The organism is Methylocystis rosea SV97 (assembly GCF_000372845.1).
GTDB classification, from domain to species: Bacteria; Pseudomonadota; Alphaproteobacteria; order Rhizobiales; family Beijerinckiaceae; genus Methylocystis; species Methylocystis rosea.
The window spans coordinates 89,921-105,506 of sequence record NZ_KB889964.1 but is presented as its reverse complement, the minus strand read 5'-3'; the positions used below and the strand labels follow the sequence as shown (position 1 = coordinate 105,506).

Genomic DNA, 15,586 nt, shown 5'->3' with positions numbered 1-15,586 from the left:
CCCGAGTCGTTGCTGGCTCGCTTCAGTTCAAATGAGCGGCTGTCGTCTCTGTCGTTCTCAGCCACGGCTCATCTCCCGAGTCCGCTGGCGTCGCCCGGATGCACCCTTGGCCCGCGCGTCTTCCGCTCCGCGCACTTCGGAACCGCCCGAATTCTCGCCCGCCTCCGGGGCCTCGTCATAGTGCGCGGCGCTGTCGACATAGCCCGCGACCCAATCGTTGAGCGCCTCTTCCGAAACGTTCTCCAGATCGAGCGGGACATCGGATAAGCTCGTCAGCGCGTCCACCGGGATCGACGCGGGGTCGTCAATTTCGGCCTCGGTCAACGGCCGTCGGATGACGATGGCGCGCAGTTCCGCGACGTCCTGTTGCAACTGCAAGACCTGCGAAGCGAGCGCCTCATCAGTTGGCGCCGGCATCGGCGCGATGATGGGCGGCGGTGCGAGCCGCGCCGTGAAGCGGCGATCGTCGTGATAGACGAGCTTGTCGGCGAGGATCGGCGGCACGCCGGCCATCAGCACGAAGGCCTTGCTCTTGGGAACGAGTTTCAGTTCCTGCGGCAACAGTAGGGGACGCCGGTGATCCGAGGTCGTTTCGGAGCGGGAGCGGTTCGAGAATCCCCACGGCCGCGACCGGCTCTTCGCCTCGACCGTCTGCGTGCCGAACCGCTCCGAAAGCTCGACGGCGACATCGTGCTCTTTGGGCGCAAAGACGATTTCGACGGCGTGGTTGGTCAAGAAATTCTTGGCTTCGTCCGCGCCATAGATCGCGCGCAATTGCGAGGGGCTTTGCAAGATCGTCAAAAGCCTTATGCCGTAGCCGGCGACGAAGGCGACGCTCTTCGCCAGCACGCCGACATGGCCGAGAGACGGAAATTCGTCGAGGAGGAGCAAAAGCTGGCGCGAATGCGCAGGATTGTGCTCGGGCAATTCGCGGGCGTTGAGATCGATCACCTGCTGGAAGAAAAGATTGAGCAGCGGCGCCAGCCGGTCGAGATTGTCGGGCGTGACCGCGAGATAGATCGAGATTGTTTCGGATCGAAGTTTGCTCAGATCGAAATCGCTCGTCGAGGTTGCGGCGTCGATGCGCGGATTGAGCCAGAGCCCCAGGCGCGCGGTGACGGTCTTGCGCACCGATTGCAACGTGTTTTCCGAGGCCGCGATGAAATCATTGAGCGCCGCGACGCAAGACGGCGAGAGTCTCTCCGGGCCGGTCTTTCGCGCGCTGATGACGCTCTGGAAATGTGTCTTCACATCGCTCGCGGCGGTGAGTTGGCGCAGAATCTCGCCGATGGTGAACGGCAGGTGCGGCGTTTCGGCGATATAGCCGCCGATGGCGATGAAGGCCGAGCGCGCCGCTTCCGTCCAGAATGGGTCGCCGCGCGGATCGGAAGGAAACAGCATGCCGGCAATTCTTTGCAGATCGTCATAGAGATCGGCCGGGTCGCGGCGGACAGACGACAGTGGATTATAGCGCGCCGTGCGACCTTGCGAATCCAACGGATCGAAGAGATGGACCTTTTGACCGCGCGCGGCGCGAAATCCCGCCGTCTTGACGAAATTCTCCTTCTTGATGTCGAGGACGACGACGCTGTCGGTCCAGGACAGGAGATTGGGAATGACGACGCCGACGCCTTTGCCGGAGCGCGTTGGCGCATAGACGATGACATGTTCTGCGCCGCCGAAGGTCAACAGCCTGCCGTTGGTCTGGGCGAGCAGCAGACCGCGTTTCGCCCTTAAGCCCGCCTGCTCGATTTCGCGCGGCGTGGCGAAGCGCGCATCGCCATGCAGCGGCCGCGGGCGGGCGCTCAGGATCGCGCCGAGGAGGCCAAAGGCGGCGATCGACCCGGCGAGGAAGCCGATGGTCAGCCAGCGGTCGAGACGCTCGTCGGTCCCAAACTGCGGCGCGAGCGTCAGAATATCGAAGATATGCAGGCCGCCGTCATGCGCGCGCAGGCCGAGCAGCAGCACATTCGACGCGACAAGGAGAAAGGTTGCGGCGGCCAGAAGCGCAAGGCCGGCCTGGAGCGCCAGTCTAGAACGCATTGCGGCGCTTGGCTTCCGGGTCATAATGGATTTCCGTGATGCGGTAGCGGCCGTTGCTTCGACTCATCTGCACGACGACGTCGATCGTGAGATGGAGGAGCCGCCTGATGTCCTCGCGCGCGAGTTCACGTCCCTCGGCGCTCTCCTTGACGAGTAGGGTCAGCTGTTCAAAGGCGAGGCGCGCGCTGTCGGCATGGACCGTGGTGATCGAGCCCGGATGGCCGGAATTGACATTGCGCAGATAATAGAAGGCCGTGCCGTCGCGCAGTTCCTGCAAGAGGATGCGGTCGGGGCGCATGCGGAGCGCCGATTCGAGCAATTCGCGCGGGCCGATCTTGGCCAGCCCCATTCCGTCCTTGGCGTAGAGTAGGCGAACATGATTGGGCTGCGAAATGGTGAGTTCGGCCGTATCCTCGATCGTGAGAATGCGCTCGTGCTCGGGGATCAGCGCGACGAGGCCCTTGGCGAGCGTCGTCTTGCCGGATCCCGTCGCCCCGGAAATAACGATGTTGCGGCGCGACGCGACGGCGCGTTCGAGAAATTTCCGCCAATGGCCGGCGTCGCGCAAGCGGACGAGCTCCTGCTCGTCGGCCGAGAGATCGTCGCTCGCCTTCCCGACGTCAGCAAAGAGCGAGCGGCGGTCGAGATCGTCCATGCTCAAAACGGCCTCCGCGACCTTGCGGATCGTCAGGCTGAGCGTGCCGGCGGGAACGGCGGGCGGCGCGACGATCTGGCAACGTTCGCCGCCGGGCAACACGGTCGAGACGATCGGATGGTCGGGCGCGATATCCTGACGGGTGAAGGCCGCGGCAGCGGTCGCGAGATTCGTCAGATGCGCGAAAGTAAGGCCCCCGCGCTCATAACGCGTCCAGCCGTTGGGGCCTTCGGTAAAGACTTGGCCCGGTCGATTGACGACGATTTCCGTCAGGTCGGAATCGGTGAGGAGATCGGCGATCGGTTCGAGGCAGCGCAAGAGGACGCGTCGCTCCGCCGACCCCGCTGGCGCAGCCCTACCGTCGCGCGCCAGACAATCGTCGAAAATGGCCGCTTCCTCGCCGCTCATGGCTTCGTCACCCTTTGAGGCTGCGCAGTCTGGCTTACGATCGTGCGATCGAGGATTTGCGTGCGGCCCTCGACGAGGCGCAAGCTGTAGACGGAGGAAAAATCGAGATCGCGGGCGACAAAGATCGAAACGCGTTCGCCCTGGTTCTTATTGAGGGTCGGCGGAATATTGATCGATTGTTCAGTCGCGATCGCCGCGGCGCTTTGTCCTGACCTCTGGATCGAATTCACCTGAATGTCGGCTTGCGACAACTGAGCGGCGGCGATTTGCCCGGCGTCGCCGACGATGGACAAGAGAAGCGCGCCGCCAAATCGTTCAAAGAAATGATTGTCGATCTCGCCGTCGAAACCGGAGCGCCCGAGCGCATCGGTCGCGGGGCTCGAGAGCGCCACGATCACGCCGGTCGGAGTCTTGGCCCGGGTCCACAGCACGAACATGCGCTTTGACCCGCGCCGCACGTTGCCGCGATATTCGCCGACGACCTGCGTGCCTTTCTCCATTAACACGACTTGACCCGAATCCGACATCACGTCGCGTTCGACGACGCAGGAGACAAACCCCGCCACATCCGACGACATGGCGGTTTCCAACACGCAGGGGATGGCCATCCCTTGCGTGACGACGAGATGGCGATTGGGGAGCCGGGCGGCGCGCACCCCTTCGAGCGCGGTGGGCTTGAGCCTGCTCGCGAGTTCGTTTTGGCGCTCGGGGGCGCCATAGCCGTTCGCGTCAATCGAACCCGTCGGGTCAAGGTCCACATTGGGAAATGGCGCGGTCGCAGCGCCAGAGCGAGCCTGTGGCGGGCGATTGAACACGAGCACTGGGGCGCGGCGCGCGCTGTCCATGAGATCGTCGGTCTTCGATCGCTCGGGGGTATGGGCGATCGTGATGGGGAGCGCAGCAGGCTCCGGCCGAGCGGGCGGCGGATCGCGCGGGCGCTCGAAAGCGCTCGCCACCGAAATCGTCGGTTTCTGGCGCGCCTCGGCCTCGGCCGGCGCGCGCTTCCAGCTCGCCCACAGCACCAGGCCGCAGAGCGTGACGAGGCTAGCGACGCCTACTCCCTTGCGCCACGGCCGCGCTGCATCATCATGGGAGGAGACGGGCGTGATTCTGCGCTCCTGATCGAGCGCATTGGCGGCGGGTTCTTCAGTCATTGCGGTCGCTCTCGAAATGGTTGCGAGGTGGCGCTCATCGCGCGCGGGTCCGGCGCGGCAGCCGCGCGACGCTCGGGCTCGTCGTTCGCGTCGCCTGATTGATTCCGACAGGGTCGAAGGCCTCGTTGAAGATACAGAGCACTTCCGCGCCTTGGCGCAGGCGCAGTTCGCGCGCGACCGCATGGACTACAACGAGTTCGCCGCGCACGTCTTTGGGCACAAGGCTCTCGGTCCCGTCGGAGGCGACGAGGAAGATCGCCGGAACCTCGCGATTGCCCTCAAAACGCAGCGTCGTCTCCTTGCCGTCGTCGTACACTGCGTCTGGCTCCAAGCTGGACGATCCTTGCGCCGAATAGCGCCAATTGCGCGGGCTGGCGGCGTTGTGGAGCGCGAAGGTCTCGTTGATCGCGCGGGCTTCCATCTCGCCGCGTCGTGCCGCAGTCACGTCCCGGCGCGCCTCGGCTTCGTCGCCGGGATAAGCGAAGCGCACCATGAAGTAACTTTCCGCAAGCGAACTCTCGGCGATCGACAATTCGAACTGGTAGGAGCGCTTGCGGCCGTCGCGGCGCGTCGTCACCACTTGCAGATTGGTGGAGGGATGTTTTTCGCGCGGCTTGAGAAAAAGGATATTGCCGGTGGGCGCGACCTCCCAGGAGACGGAATCGCCGATCGCGACATGGGCGATCTCTTCGTCCTCGGCAAAAAGAATCTGGGTAGAGGCGCGAATGACGCCGTTGATCTTGACGACATTGGCGGGGTCATAGGCGACCATGCGCACGCGGGCGTCGCGCGACCCGGCGCTCGGCTGCTGCAAGGCGAATGAGGGGAGGGGCGTGAGGCAAACCCCAGAGGCCAGCATGATAAGGCCGGCGAGAGGAAAGCGACTGATCATGGCGCGGTCTCCGGATCGGAGCGGTATTCCGAGACAAGAAAACCGAGGGGATTGATCAGGCGATCGGACGAAGAGATCGTCGCTTTCTTCTCGAAGGAGAAGGCGAGCGTCGCGATCCAATGCGAGAGCTTGGTTTCGTCGCCTCGGCGCGTTTCGCGCATAAAGCGCACTGAGGCGAGATTGGGGCCGAGCAGCGAGATCGCCTTGATGCGGATTTCGGCGACGCCGCTGCGGCCATAGGCGACTTGCGGGCTGTCGGGATTTGATCCCCGATAAAGCGATGAAAACCGCGTCTGTTCACTTTGGGTCGACAGCAGCGAGATCGTCCGAAAATTCACCGGCGCTTCAATGAAGCTGTAGCCTTCCCGCGCCCGCACATATTGAGCGAGAAAATATTTGGCGATGGCCTCGTCATAAGTCTGCGGCTCGTCCTTGAGGCCGGAAACCACGTCGACGACGCCGGTCGCATTGTCGACGCGGATGATGAAGGGCTCGACGGTCTTGAGAGGGGTGAGAGCGGCCACCGCACCGATTGAGACGAAGGCGAGAGCCGAGGCCGCCGCTGCGACGCCCCAGGCGAGGCGCTTCGAGCGCTGCGCCGAAAGCAGCAGATCCTGCTCCCAAAGCCGGGCGCGCTCGAAGTAGCTTTTCAGATCGCCGGCCTCAACCATGATCGGCTCCTCCGCAGCGCCGTAACGAGGCAGCGATATCAAAGACGGGTTTTGCGCGCGCGATAAACGGAGCGCGGCCGACCTCGCCCTTGCGGATAAGCGGCTCGGCGGCGCCCGAAAGCGAAGGAGGAGCCGGCGCCGGCGCCTCGATCGGCTCTGCCGGGATGGGCTTCGCGCTCTCCCAATCCCACAGCGATCGGTTGAGCGGACGCCGCGCCGCGCCGTCGCAGGACGGCGCGCCCGCGCCCGTCAGGCTGGCGCAACCACTGAGCGACGCCGCGAGCGCGAGCGTAAGCAATGTGAAAGCCGCCTTCATTCCCTCTCCCCAATCCTCGAGATGATCGAATTTCGCTATTCGGCGGGAACATGGCGGATGCCGCCGCCTGTCCGCCGTCCGCGCAGCGTTTGGAGTGACCGCGCTGTGGCCATCCGGGCGCCCGCATAGGCGCCGATCGTGGCCGCCGCGGTCGCCGTGGTGGCGTAGGCGGCCATCCAGCGATTGAGCATGTGGGCGGCGAGCGAGGCTCCGCCGCCGGCAAGCGCGCCGGCAATCTCCGGCAATTGCAGCGCGATATAGGCGGCGAGCCCGAGGACGGCGCTGATCGCCACGGCGCCGACGATCAATTGCCCGCCGGTCGCGGCGTTGGCGCCATATTTGTCGACAAAATGCCCAACGGTCGTCAGCATCAAGCCGATCAGCGCGACGACGAGCACATGCAAGATTACGAAATTGGCGAGTTGGCGTGTCCAGGCCTCGCCAAAGGTCCGCGTCGCCTCGAACAGCATGAGCGCGATAAAGATCGGACCGAGCGCAAGAACGAGCGCCAGACCGACCTTGGCGTAAAGCATGATCGCGAATTGCAAAAAGCCGCTGACGGCGGTGAAGACGAGAAGGATCGCGGCGATCAGAGCGGGTGCGAAGTTAGTGATTCCGGCCTGTTCGTAAATCTGAGTTGCGACCTCGATGCCCTTGCTGAGCAATTGATCGAAGGGCTGACCGGACTTCATGTCGAGTCCGCCGCCAGCGATGACCGCACTGATTTCCTTTGGAAGCGACTCAAAAAAGAGGCTCGTGACATATTGCTGATAAGACGCAGGGTCGGTCGCGAGCATGACGACCGTTATGATCCTGATCGTCCGCCAGGCGAAGTCGAGGATCGGCTCCTGAATGGCTCCGCGCATAACGGCGACGCCATAGATCACGACATAAAGCATCACAGCGACGCGCAGCGGCCCGTCGACCCAGGAAGTGAGGTTCTGTACGGAGTTCGAGACGAACTGCGTGATCGGCTGTTCAAACTCTTTCAAGAACTCATCAAAAACCTGGATCGCCATTGTCTTTCGCCCCTCAGCGCTTCAGACTCTTGATGGCGCGCTCTCTGCCGAGCATCATCAAGCGTTCGTTGGCATAGCCGGCGTTGACGCAATCCGAGCTCTTGCCGAGTCCACCGGGATCATTGCGGCACTTGGCCCAGGTCTCGTCGAACGCCTTGGGGTCTTCCAGGAATTCGAGCACCGTGCGTGTTCTCGCCAATTCGGGCGTGGGTGATTGAGTTGACGACTTGTCACCAGCCTTATCGCCGCAAGCTGCGAGCAGGAGGAGCGAGCCGAAAAGCGGCAATAGGCCTCTCATCGCAGGGCTCCTTTCATCTCTTGGACGAGCTTTCGGCCATGCTCGCGTTCGCGCTCGACGTCCATGTCGGCCTGTGCGCGTTGGATCATGGCGAGGCCTTGCAGGCGCAGCACGTCGTTTTGCAATAGAGCTTGTTCGGCCTGGAGGCGGGCGGAAAGATCGAGCACTTCCTTGGCGTCCTTGGAGGCGCTGATCTGGCGGCGCAAGGTCTCGAGTTGGTCGATGCGGCGGGAGGCCGTGTCGTAGACGGCCTGGCCGAGCGAGTGCTTGGCGCCGGTCTGGCGAGCGATGCGATCGAGTTCGGAGGCGTAGAAGGAGTTTCCCGGGTTCTCGGTATAGACGCGGTTCTGCGATAGGTAAGTGTCCATTGAGGCGGCGAAATTGCCAGACCCCGATCCCTTGATCATGCCCTCGATCTGCGAGAATTCGCCCGGCAGATATTTGCGAAATTCCGACGAGTTCAACTGGCTCGCGACATCATTGGCGTTGGTCAGCCTATTGAAGGAATCATAGAGCTGCTTTGCCTGGGCGAGTTGGTCCTGCGCGACTTTCAGCTGCGAGGAAAGCGTCTCGACCTGCTTCTTCATCTCAATCAATTGATCGAACTGGCGGGCGAAGACGCTTGGATCGAAGACGACCTGGGCCGACGCCGGAAGGGGAAGGGGAAGGGGAAGGGGAAGGGCGGCCATGATCGCAAGAGGCAAGAATCGAGTGGGTGGCTTCATGCGAGACCCTTTCGGCGCTGATGAAACAGAGGAAGCCATTTGTCCGAATCGTCGCCGACGTCAGCGCGCAGGCGATCGAGGAGTTCGACGGTCGCGGTGCGCCCTGAAAGAACGGCGAGCGCGTCGTCCATGCCTTTCAGATCGAGTTCGGCAACGACGGCGTCATGGCCCTGTTTCAATAGAAACCGACGGCTCTCCGTCGAGAGCTCCTCACGGATGAGCCGGAATTCCGTCTTGGTGAGATGGAAGCCATCGACATAATCGCGAGCCTGACCTCGGGCGTTCGGAAAGAAGATTTGGGTCGGGCATTGCTCGACGATCGTATGCGCGATTGGGGAGGCGAGGGCGTCGCGCGGCGATTGCGTGCCGAACACCATGACGCCATTCTTCTTGCGGATGGTCTTCAGCCCGTCATTGGCAAGATCACGGAAGGCTTCGTCGCCGAGCGCCTTCCAGAATTCGTCAATGGCGATGACGATACGGCGTCCGTCGATCAGCTCCTCGACGCGTCGAAAGAGGACCATCATCAATGGCGTACGGATAATTGCGTCATCGAGGACCTCGGTCATGTCGAAGCCGAAGGCATGGGCGTCGAGGCTGATTGCATCCTCGTCGGCATCGAGAACCCACCCCAAAGCGCCGCCCTTGCACCAGCGCTCTAACCGTGCGCCGATTCCTTCCGTGTCGCGCTGGCCGAGGAAGACGCGCAGCGCCGAAAAGGAGCGCTCGGCGCGCGGCATGTCGCGCAGCGCGAGAAGGCCGACGTCGATCCGCTGCTCATCGGCGACCGACAGCGGTCGGCCTTCGACGCCGACCAGTTTGCGCACCAGCGCGCCGAGAAACGTCAGATTCGCCGGCGTGAGATCGAAGCTCTTCAGGGGCGCGCAACCGGTCGGCGCGCCACTCTTCAGAGCGAGATAAGCGCCGCCGATCGCCCGGATAAACAGTTCGGCCCCGCGATCCTTGTCGAACAGCACCAGCTGGCAGCCGAGCTTTTCCGCCTGCGCCAGGGCGAAGGTGAGGAAAGCGGTCTTCCCCGATCCTGACGGGCCGCAGACAAACGTGTTGCCGAGATCGCCGACATGGAACGAGAAATGAAACGGCGATCCCGAGGCGGTTTTGAGGACGGCGACGGCAGGTCCCCAATGATTGCCGTCGGGATCGCCCGAGGGATAGGCATGGAAGGGCGAGAACGCGGCGAAGTTGCGCGAGGTGATCGCGCCGGCCCGCGCCCGATATTTGAACAGTCCCGGCAATTGCGCCCAGAAGGCCGCCTCTAACCCAAGGTCCTCGCGCGCGACGACGGCTCCGGCGTCGGCGAGAATCCGGCGGGCGAGGCTCATCTTGTCGAGCAGGGCTCTTGGCGCGTCGGCAAGGACGAGCAGCGACAGATGGTGTTCGCCCATCACGAAGCGGTTCGATTCGAGATCGTCGAGCGCGGCGTCAAGGTCGCCAATCTGCGAGGCCGCCGGATCGTTGGCGGACAGCAGCTGGTTTTGCTTGCGCGTCATCACCGTTTTCGCTTCCGATTTGTCGAGGAATGCGAAGCTCTGCGCGAGCACCAGCTCGAAGGGGGCGGCGAGAAGGCCGTTGAGGAGGCCAGGCCTCGTCGTCGCCGGATAATCTTTAAAGGCCAGCATGCCGGCAAAACGCGACCCGCCGGGGCTGCGGATTTCGATGGTCTCGCGGCCGAAGACCAGACGGTTCGCATAGAGCGCCGGTCCGATCGGGCCATGGACCAAGGGGAAGGGAAGACTCTCACACGCGACGAACTCCTGCAGGAACGAGCCGGTCTCGGAAAAGACGACGCCATGCCGCTCCACGAGGCCGAGGCGGCGCGGGCGGTAGCGATCCAACGCCGCCATCAGATCGCGCGTCACGTCTTCGAGCTTGTTCAGCCCTAGAGTATCGACCTCGGCGCCGGCGTGCCGCGCGCTGCCGAGCCGCGAAAAGAACAGTGAGGCGCGCTCGGTTGCGTCGCGTCCCGGATGCCAGACGAGCGTCAGGGTGAGTTCGTTGCGATAGAGCGTGTCGGAAACGAGCCTCGTCCGATAGGCGGCGTCGAGTTCCCGCGCAAAATCCGAACGAAAGGCGCCGACCGGATAATCTCCTGCGCGACGGCGCGTGAGATGCGTCCACAGCGCCAGCCGTTCGTCGGCGATATTACGCAGCGTGAGATTGAGCTTGGTTTGGAGATCGTTGAGGTCGGTTGGATCCGCTGTCTCGAAGGAAACGCCGGCAAGACGAATCGTGGTGATCAGCGCGCGCGTCGACAGCGAGATCACATGTTCCGTGACATGGCGCAGATAGGGGAGGTGAACGCTCGCTTCGACCTCTCGCGCCTTGATGCGCGTGGCGATGCTAGCCATGGGGGAGCTCCTTGGCGCTGAAGCGGCGCAGAAGGCGTAACGGCGTGCAGGACGAGCCGCCCCACAGGCGCGCGTTGCGGTGACGGCCGCGCGTTTCCAGCCAGGCGAACAGGATGGGGAACTGGTTGGCGTCGCGGCGGCAGATCAGCCGGCACACAAAATGGATGGGCAAGGCGACGAGGCCGTAGAGCAGGCTACCCGCGAGCACGAACAGAATCGACGAGAAGATGACGTTGAGTCCCATGGCCTCCATCGTCACGCCAAGAATCATCGCTGGCCGCGTGCAGGCCAGAAAAAGGGTGTCCTCGACGAGGCGTTCGTCGCTCTTGGGCGCGCTCATCTGCCGGTGAGCGTGGAGACGATTTCGGCGGCGCCGAACAGGATGGCGACGCCGAGAATGACGTAGCCAGCGCGCCTCAAGTCGAGATAGCCAAACATCCAGGACATGCCGGTGATGATGATCGCAAGCGTCGCGAGGAGCTTCGCCACATTGCCGGTGAGCGCGTCGACGATGTTCTGGAGCACCTTTTCGACATTGGCGCTTTGCGCCGCGGCGGGTTCGCTGAAGGCGAGCGTGGCGACCATGCCCGAGAGCAGGAGAAAGGAGAGACGACGAGCGAGGGGATGCATGATGAATCCAGACTCTGTGTGAGAGATAAAAGATTGTTTGTGGCTAGCGGGGAGAGGAAGCGGGCGCTTCATAGACAAGGAGCGATCGTCCGGACGGATTGCCGAAAACGTCCCATGGCTTTTTGGGCGGTGGATCCGATTGTTCGGCGGTGCTTTCATCGCGATGCATGGGTCGCTCGTCGCGACGATCAAGACCGTCGTCGGCAGAAAATCTTGCTCGCCCGACGCTTTGAACGCGCGCGATCTTCGACGTCAGGAAATGCTTCGGGTCGTCGCTGAGAATCTGCGCAGCGGCGCGCAGCGCCGGACAAGGCTCGAAGGCTTCCGCCACGCCGATCCCGGCCTTGTCGAGATCGCCAAACGTCAGACCGGCGAGGCCCAATCGCGCCTCTTGTTTGGCGATTTTCGCCTGCATCGCCAGCTCGATCGCTTCCTGCTTCGAAGTCGCCAATATTTTGATCGGCTTTCGGCCGTCGATCGTAAGCGAAAGCGGCTCGAAGCGGCTCGCCATCCGCACGATCTCAATCAGCGGCCGCGCATCAGAACCGGGCGCGCAGCGCTCGGCGAGCGCCATGAAGGCTGAAGGGTCCATTCGATTGACTCCGCAGACAATCAGGCGGCGACGCAACGTTGCGTGTCAGCGCAAGAGCGGTTTTGAGAAAGAAGGGGGGCTGCAATGCGCAAACGTCCACGGTGGAGGGCAATGATCTGCATGAGGTCGAGCTTTCCGAATCGATTGTGAATTCAGAGCGGAACAAAACAAAAGCGTGGACGCGCCGAACCTGCGAGATTTCGCAGGGGTTATTTGCGCACAGGCCTTCATAAAATCGCCGCATCCTGCTCACACACACCGCCCGCAAAATGGCGGCGGCGTTCATACGAGCGCATGCAACGCGGGGCCATTGCATCAAGCAGGAGCAGGCGGGCGCCGGGGCAAGGCGAGAAGGTTAAGAGATGCGGCAACTTGAAAATGTGTTTCAGGAATTTGTCGACGCCATGCATACGGCGTCGGACCCATTGGCTTTTCGGGCGCTCGGCGAGCGGGCGACTCAAAGATTGGGCTTTCGCTCGTTCGCCTATCTCGGAGTCGCCGACGAGGCTCATACGCTGATCTCGACCTATCCGAAGGAATGGACGACGCACTACTTGAACGAACGCTATCAGCAGATTGATCCGGTGTTCATTCGAGCGCGCCGCGACCGCCATCTGTTCGATTGGGATGGAGCGCAGGCTTCGAAGGGCCGGAGAAACCCCTGCAAACGCTTCTTCGGCGAAGCGTCGGAATTTGGGATAGATAAGGGCATGACCATTCCGATCCGGGCCGGCTTCGACCGCTTTGCACTTTTTACCTTCGCCGCTGATAAGCGCGGTCCGGATGTTTTCGAGAAGGTCGCGGAAGCGCAGGAAATCTTGCAGCTCATGGCTTTGTATTTCCACTCCCATGTCGAAGCCGCGTTGAAACCATCGAGCCTCTCCAGGCGATCGTCACCGCTGAGCCAGCGCGAAGCGGAGTGTCTCGCTTGGACCTCGCGGGGGCGCGCCATGGATCAGATCGGCCAGATCCTCGATATCAAACCGCGCACGGTCGCCTTTCATCTCGACAATGCGCGTAACAAACTCCATGCCGAGAATGTGGCGCACGCCGTGGCGTTGGCCTTGAGGCGCGGGTTGATTCCCTGACGGACAGCGAGGCGAAGCCGATTGCAGGCGTTCATTCTTCGGGGCGGGTTGCGGCGCTCGCTGCGTCCGGTTTAGCTGGCTCCGGAATCGGGATGTAGCCCAATTCCTCGTCCAAGGCGGCGAGGGTTCTGTAAGCTACATCCAGCGCCGCCGTCGCCTCGCTCATAGCAAGCCTGACCTCCTGCAAGCGAGCAATGATCGCTTGGCCGGATTGGATGAGATGCGATCTTTGAGGAGAAGCCACGCCATCAAGGATTGCGATTTTGGCGCGGCCCTGCCAATCGGCAAGGGCTCGGCGCGCGGCCGCCTCCTCCTGTTCCATCTCTTCAACCCTGGCGAACGCCTCGCGGTAGCGGCGCAAAGCATCGATAGCCCTCCTTTCAAGATCGACGTTGTCGCCCATGGTCCCCTCTCTCCGACCAATATTTTGTTTGAGCTATCGAATTATCATTTTCGAACTCTAAACGTGCAGCGCAAGAGGGAGAGCAAGCATAAGGGACGGCAGCTGTGACCTGTCTATTTGGACGGGCGCCTATGAATTGCCGCTCCGCTGCATCCAAAGGTCGTCTCGACGGAGGGATAGGTGGTGAACCTACCTGCCTTGAGCGCCTAGCTGTGCGTCGTCTTCCATTTGATCGAACAACCTATCGATGGAATTTGATCGGGCGGCGCCAGGCCCGTCGCGGCGATGGCGTGCATCGCCTCGACAAGCTCGCGCCTTGCGCCGGCCCGGGGCGGAGTCGTGCGTCCCTCGTCGAGACGACCTCGGTATTTGAGCTTGCGATCGCGATCGTAGCCGAAGAAATCAGGCGTGCAGACTGCGCCGTAGGCCCGTGCGACGGACTGTGTTTCATCGTGAAGATAAGGGAATGGGAAATCATGCGTTTTCTGGAATTCCTTCATCTTGTCGAAGGAGTCCTCAGGATAGCTCTCAGCGTCGTTCGAGCAAATGGCCGCGAAGCCGACCCCTTTCCGCATGAGCACGCGCGCATCGGCGACAAGGCGGTCAATCACCGCTTTGACGTAGGGGCAGTGATTGCAGATGAAGACGATCACCGCGCCATTTTCGCCGGCTACATCGTCGAGCGTGTAGGTTCGGCCATCCGTGGCGGGAAGCCGAAAATCCGCCGCCGGCGTGTCCAGGGTTATATGCTCGGGAGTCGTCGCCATGGGTCGCGCCTCTCTGTTTCTTAAAATGTAACGCCTGATCCTGTCATTCTGCTGGTATGACCCTGACTTCGGTCGTCGCGGAGTTGGCGATGAAGCATTCTCGGTGCGCCTTATCGTGTAGCCATTCGAGATCTGCTTGCGTCGGCTGCTTGTCCCCGCTGTAAATAATTCTCGGGCGCAATTCGACGTGCGTGATGGCGAGCTTGCCGCTGGCGTTCTTTTCGAGGCGCCCGACGGCGTTGTCCTCATAACTGTCGACAACGAAGCCCTTGTTCGACGCCAGCGCCAGAAAGGTCAGCATGTGGCAGCTCGACAGCGCCGCGACAAAAGCCGCCTCTGGATCGACGCGCTGTGGATTGCCCAGATAGGCGGGCGCGGCGGAAGCTGGCGTCTCGACGCCGCTATCGAACCGCCAGATATGGTCGCGGCTGTAATTCTTGTAGTCGAAATCGGCGCCGTTGCGGGCCCATTTGATCATGGCTTTGTGTTCGGACATTTTGACCTCACTCATCTTATGCTCGTTTCTTTCTTCAACGCGACCGGGATGCCGGCCGAGCGCAGAGTCCACGCCTGAGTGCATATATGGTTCAGTCATTGGATGAGAAACATTCCCAGCGGCTCATTAGATTGGACGCCTCCTGCAGAGCGCTCTAACCTCCTGGCGATCAGAAGCGATCCGCTGCGTGTGGGTTAGATCTTGCAGAACGCGATCTATCCAACCCCCGATGGTTTGAAATTACGAAACTGCGAAGTCGCGCGTGGTTCCGGCGTTGCTGGAAAGGCGCAGAGACGAATCGGCAGGTGCAGGATCCCGTGCAGGCGTTGCGAACGAGGAGAGAAATGTGATTGTGTGCGCCCAGCGACATGTGGCGGCGAAAGGATCGGGCCGTGTGCAGCCTGTATTCGGTGACGAAGGGCCAGCAAGCGATCCGCGAGACGGCCGGCGCGTTGCGCGACCGCACCGACAACTTGGCTCCTTTCCCCGCCATCTTTCCCGATTACGCGGCCCGATCGTCCGAAATCAGTACTCGATGCGCGAATTGACTCTGCCGCGCTGGGGGACGCCCTCGCCGGTCTTCGCGCTGAAGGACAGGAACTCGGATCCTCGGCGTCACCAATGTCCACAACCTCAAATCCCGCATTGGCGGCGTTGGCTCGGGGTCGAGCGCCGCTGCGTCGCGCCCTTCAGCAGCTTCTCCGAGAAGGAGGCGTTGCCGGACGGCGCGAAGCCGCCGGAGTGGTTCGCGCTCGACGAGACGCGGCCGCTGGCGCTCTTCGCTGGAATCTGGACCCGCGGGACGTCGGTGCGCAAGGTGAAGGAAGGCGAGACAACCAATGACGTCTTTGCTTTTCTAGCCACCGTACCGAACAATGTGGTTGGTTCGCTTCACCCAAGGGCGTGGCCCGCTATCTTGACGACGCGCGAGGAAATCGACCGCTGGATGACGACGCCTCTCGATGAGGCGGTCAGGCTTCAGCGACCGCTTGCCGACGACGCTCTCCGGATTGTTGCGAGGGGCGAGAAGAAGGACGAGGGAGGCCTCACGACCTGACGA

The 15,586-nt window shown here is 62.3% G+C and carries 18 protein-coding genes; 2 read left to right on the top strand and 16 right to left on the bottom strand.

All coding sequences use genetic code 11. From position 1 onward, the window contains the following. Positions 1 to 57: 57 nt before the first annotated feature. The 13 genes from A3OO_RS22250 to A3OO_RS0119315 are packed head-to-tail and all read right to left on the bottom strand — an operon-like array spanning position 58 to position 11,772. A complete protein-coding gene (locus tag A3OO_RS22250) occupies positions 58 to 2,043 on the bottom strand; it encodes a type IV secretory system conjugative DNA transfer family protein (protein WP_018409508.1) in 1,986 nt (661 codons plus the stop codon). Beyond that, complete coding sequence (gene virB11 / locus A3OO_RS0119370; RefSeq protein WP_018409507.1) at positions 2,033 to 3,106, bottom strand: P-type DNA transfer ATPase VirB11; 1,074 nt, start codon at positions 3,104 to 3,106, stop codon at positions 2,033 to 2,035. Before virB11 ends, A3OO_RS22250 begins: the two co-directional genes overlap by 11 nt. Further along, entirely contained in the window at positions 3,103 to 4,260 is a 1,158-nt protein-coding gene (gene virB10 / locus A3OO_RS0119365; RefSeq protein WP_018409506.1) for a type IV secretion system protein VirB10, read from the bottom strand. Before virB10 ends, virB11 begins: the two co-directional genes overlap by 4 nt. A gap of 34 nt (positions 4,261 to 4,294) precedes the next feature. Then, positions 4,295 to 5,152 (bottom strand): P-type conjugative transfer protein VirB9, encoded by an 858-nt coding sequence (gene virB9, locus A3OO_RS0119360; RefSeq protein WP_018409505.1) that lies wholly within the window; start codon positions 5,150 to 5,152, stop codon positions 4,295 to 4,297. Next, a complete protein-coding gene (locus A3OO_RS0119355; protein WP_018409504.1) occupies positions 5,149 to 5,823 on the bottom strand; it encodes a VirB8 family type IV secretion system protein in 675 nt (224 codons plus the stop codon). Before A3OO_RS0119355 ends, virB9 begins: the two co-directional genes overlap by 4 nt. Further along, on the bottom strand, positions 5,816 to 6,139 hold the full coding sequence (locus A3OO_RS0119350; RefSeq protein ID WP_018409503.1) for a hypothetical protein: 324 nt from the start codon (positions 6,137 to 6,139) through the stop codon (positions 5,816 to 5,818). The genes A3OO_RS0119355 and A3OO_RS0119350 overlap by 8 nt, the downstream gene beginning before the upstream one ends. A gap of 35 nt (positions 6,140 to 6,174) precedes the next feature. After that, the gene (locus A3OO_RS0119345) at positions 6,175 to 7,158 is read right to left on the bottom strand and encodes a TrbL/VirB6 family protein (RefSeq protein ID WP_018409502.1); all 984 of its coding nucleotides are present in this window, start codon (positions 7,156 to 7,158) and stop codon (positions 6,175 to 6,177) included. 13 nt (positions 7,159 to 7,171) lie between these two features. Next, on the bottom strand, positions 7,172 to 7,444 hold the full coding sequence (locus A3OO_RS23780) for an EexN family lipoprotein (RefSeq protein ID WP_198008872.1): 273 nt from the start codon (positions 7,442 to 7,444) through the stop codon (positions 7,172 to 7,174). An 8-nt stretch (positions 7,445 to 7,452) separates the two neighbouring features. Further along, complete coding sequence (locus A3OO_RS0119335) at positions 7,453 to 8,181, bottom strand: TrbJ/VirB5 family protein (protein WP_040574092.1); 729 nt, start codon at positions 8,179 to 8,181, stop codon at positions 7,453 to 7,455. Further along, positions 8,178 to 10,550, bottom strand: coding sequence for a VirB4 family type IV secretion/conjugal transfer ATPase (locus A3OO_RS0119330; protein ID WP_018409499.1), 2,373 nt, complete (start codon positions 10,548 to 10,550; stop codon positions 8,178 to 8,180). Before A3OO_RS0119330 ends, A3OO_RS0119335 begins: the two co-directional genes overlap by 4 nt. Beyond that, positions 10,543 to 10,890 carry a VirB3 family type IV secretion system protein gene (locus A3OO_RS0119325; RefSeq protein ID WP_018409498.1) on the bottom strand — a complete coding sequence of 116 codons (348 nt, stop codon included), beginning with the start codon at positions 10,888 to 10,890 and terminating at the stop codon, positions 10,543 to 10,545. The genes A3OO_RS0119330 and A3OO_RS0119325 overlap by 8 nt, the downstream gene beginning before the upstream one ends. Further along, positions 10,887 to 11,180, bottom strand: coding sequence for a TrbC/VirB2 family protein (locus tag A3OO_RS0119320; protein ID WP_026223164.1), 294 nt, complete (start codon positions 11,178 to 11,180; stop codon positions 10,887 to 10,889). Before A3OO_RS0119320 ends, A3OO_RS0119325 begins: the two co-directional genes overlap by 4 nt. 43 nt (positions 11,181 to 11,223) lie before the next feature. Then, positions 11,224 to 11,772, bottom strand: a complete 549-nt coding sequence (locus A3OO_RS0119315; protein ID WP_018409496.1) for a lysozyme family protein — start codon at positions 11,770 to 11,772, stop codon at positions 11,224 to 11,226. Positions 11,773 to 12,134: 362 nt separating this feature from the next. Here A3OO_RS0119315 and A3OO_RS0119310 point away from each other — a divergent pair, with 362 nt between their 5' ends. Beyond that, entirely contained in the window at positions 12,135 to 12,860 is a 726-nt protein-coding gene (locus A3OO_RS0119310) for an autoinducer binding domain-containing protein (protein WP_018409495.1), read from the top strand. Between the two features lie 31 nt (positions 12,861 to 12,891). Here A3OO_RS0119310 and A3OO_RS22245 read toward each other — a convergent pair whose 3' ends face one another. The 3 genes from A3OO_RS22245 to A3OO_RS0119295 form a co-directional block, all read right to left on the bottom strand. Then, positions 12,892 to 13,263: a hypothetical protein gene (locus A3OO_RS22245; protein ID WP_018409494.1), complete on the bottom strand. Its 372-nt coding sequence runs from the start codon at positions 13,261 to 13,263 to the stop codon at positions 12,892 to 12,894. A gap of 206 nt (positions 13,264 to 13,469) precedes the next feature. Beyond that, positions 13,470 to 14,030: a thioredoxin family protein gene (locus A3OO_RS0119300; RefSeq protein ID WP_018409493.1), complete on the bottom strand. Its 561-nt coding sequence runs from the start codon at positions 14,028 to 14,030 to the stop codon at positions 13,470 to 13,472. A gap of 43 nt (positions 14,031 to 14,073) precedes the next feature. Then, complete coding sequence (locus A3OO_RS0119295) at positions 14,074 to 14,526, bottom strand: OsmC family protein (RefSeq protein WP_026223163.1); 453 nt, start codon at positions 14,524 to 14,526, stop codon at positions 14,074 to 14,076. A 535-nt stretch (positions 14,527 to 15,061) separates the two neighbouring features. On the opposite strand from A3OO_RS0119295, the gene A3OO_RS22240 reads away from it, so the two are divergent. Then, positions 15,062 to 15,583, top strand: a complete 522-nt coding sequence (locus tag A3OO_RS22240; protein ID WP_018409491.1) for an SOS response-associated peptidase family protein — start codon at positions 15,062 to 15,064, stop codon at positions 15,581 to 15,583. The last annotated feature ends 3 nt before the right edge of the window (positions 15,584 to 15,586 follow it).

Coding starts and splice junctions, on each gene's coding strand:
- virB9 (WP_018409505.1), bottom strand. CDS start 5,152: ATGATCAGTCGCTTTCCTCTCGCCGGCCTTATCATGCTGGCCTCTGGG.
- A3OO_RS0119320 (WP_026223164.1), bottom strand. CDS start 11,180: ATGCATCCCCTCGCTCGTCGTCTCTCCTTTCTCCTGCTCTCGGGCATG.
- A3OO_RS0119325 (WP_018409498.1), bottom strand. CDS start 10,890: ATGAGCGCGCCCAAGAGCGACGAACGCCTCGTCGAGGACACCCTTTTT.
- A3OO_RS0119310 (WP_018409495.1), top strand. CDS start 12,135: ATGCGGCAACTTGAAAATGTGTTTCAGGAATTTGTCGACGCCATGCAT.
- A3OO_RS0119350 (WP_018409503.1), bottom strand. CDS start 6,139: ATGAAGGCGGCTTTCACATTGCTTACGCTCGCGCTCGCGGCGTCGCTC.
- A3OO_RS0119315 (WP_018409496.1), bottom strand. CDS start 11,772: ATGGACCCTTCAGCCTTCATGGCGCTCGCCGAGCGCTGCGCGCCCGGT.
- A3OO_RS0119330 (WP_018409499.1), bottom strand. CDS start 10,550: ATGGCTAGCATCGCCACGCGCATCAAGGCGCGAGAGGTCGAAGCGAGC.
- A3OO_RS0119300 (WP_018409493.1), bottom strand. CDS start 14,030: ATGGCGACGACTCCCGAGCATATAACCCTGGACACGCCGGCGGCGGAT.
- A3OO_RS0119335 (WP_040574092.1), bottom strand. CDS start 8,181: ATGAAGCCACCCACTCGATTCTTGCCTCTTGCGATCATGGCCGCCCTT.
- A3OO_RS22245 (WP_018409494.1), bottom strand. CDS start 13,263: ATGGGCGACAACGTCGATCTTGAAAGGAGGGCTATCGATGCTTTGCGC.
- virB10 (WP_018409506.1), bottom strand. CDS start 4,260: ATGACTGAAGAACCCGCCGCCAATGCGCTCGATCAGGAGCGCAGAATC.
- A3OO_RS0119355 (WP_018409504.1), bottom strand. CDS start 5,823: ATGGTTGAGGCCGGCGATCTGAAAAGCTACTTCGAGCGCGCCCGGCTT.
- A3OO_RS0119295 (WP_026223163.1), bottom strand. CDS start 14,526: ATGTCCGAACACAAAGCCATGATCAAATGGGCCCGCAACGGCGCCGAT.
- A3OO_RS22250 (WP_018409508.1), bottom strand. CDS start 2,043: ATGCGTTCTAGACTGGCGCTCCAGGCCGGCCTTGCGCTTCTGGCCGCC.
- virB11 (WP_018409507.1), bottom strand. CDS start 3,106: ATGAGCGGCGAGGAAGCGGCCATTTTCGACGATTGTCTGGCGCGCGAC.
- A3OO_RS22240 (WP_018409491.1), top strand. CDS start 15,062: ATGCGCGAATTGACTCTGCCGCGCTGGGGGACGCCCTCGCCGGTCTTC.
- A3OO_RS0119345 (WP_018409502.1), bottom strand. CDS start 7,158: ATGGCGATCCAGGTTTTTGATGAGTTCTTGAAAGAGTTTGAACAGCCG.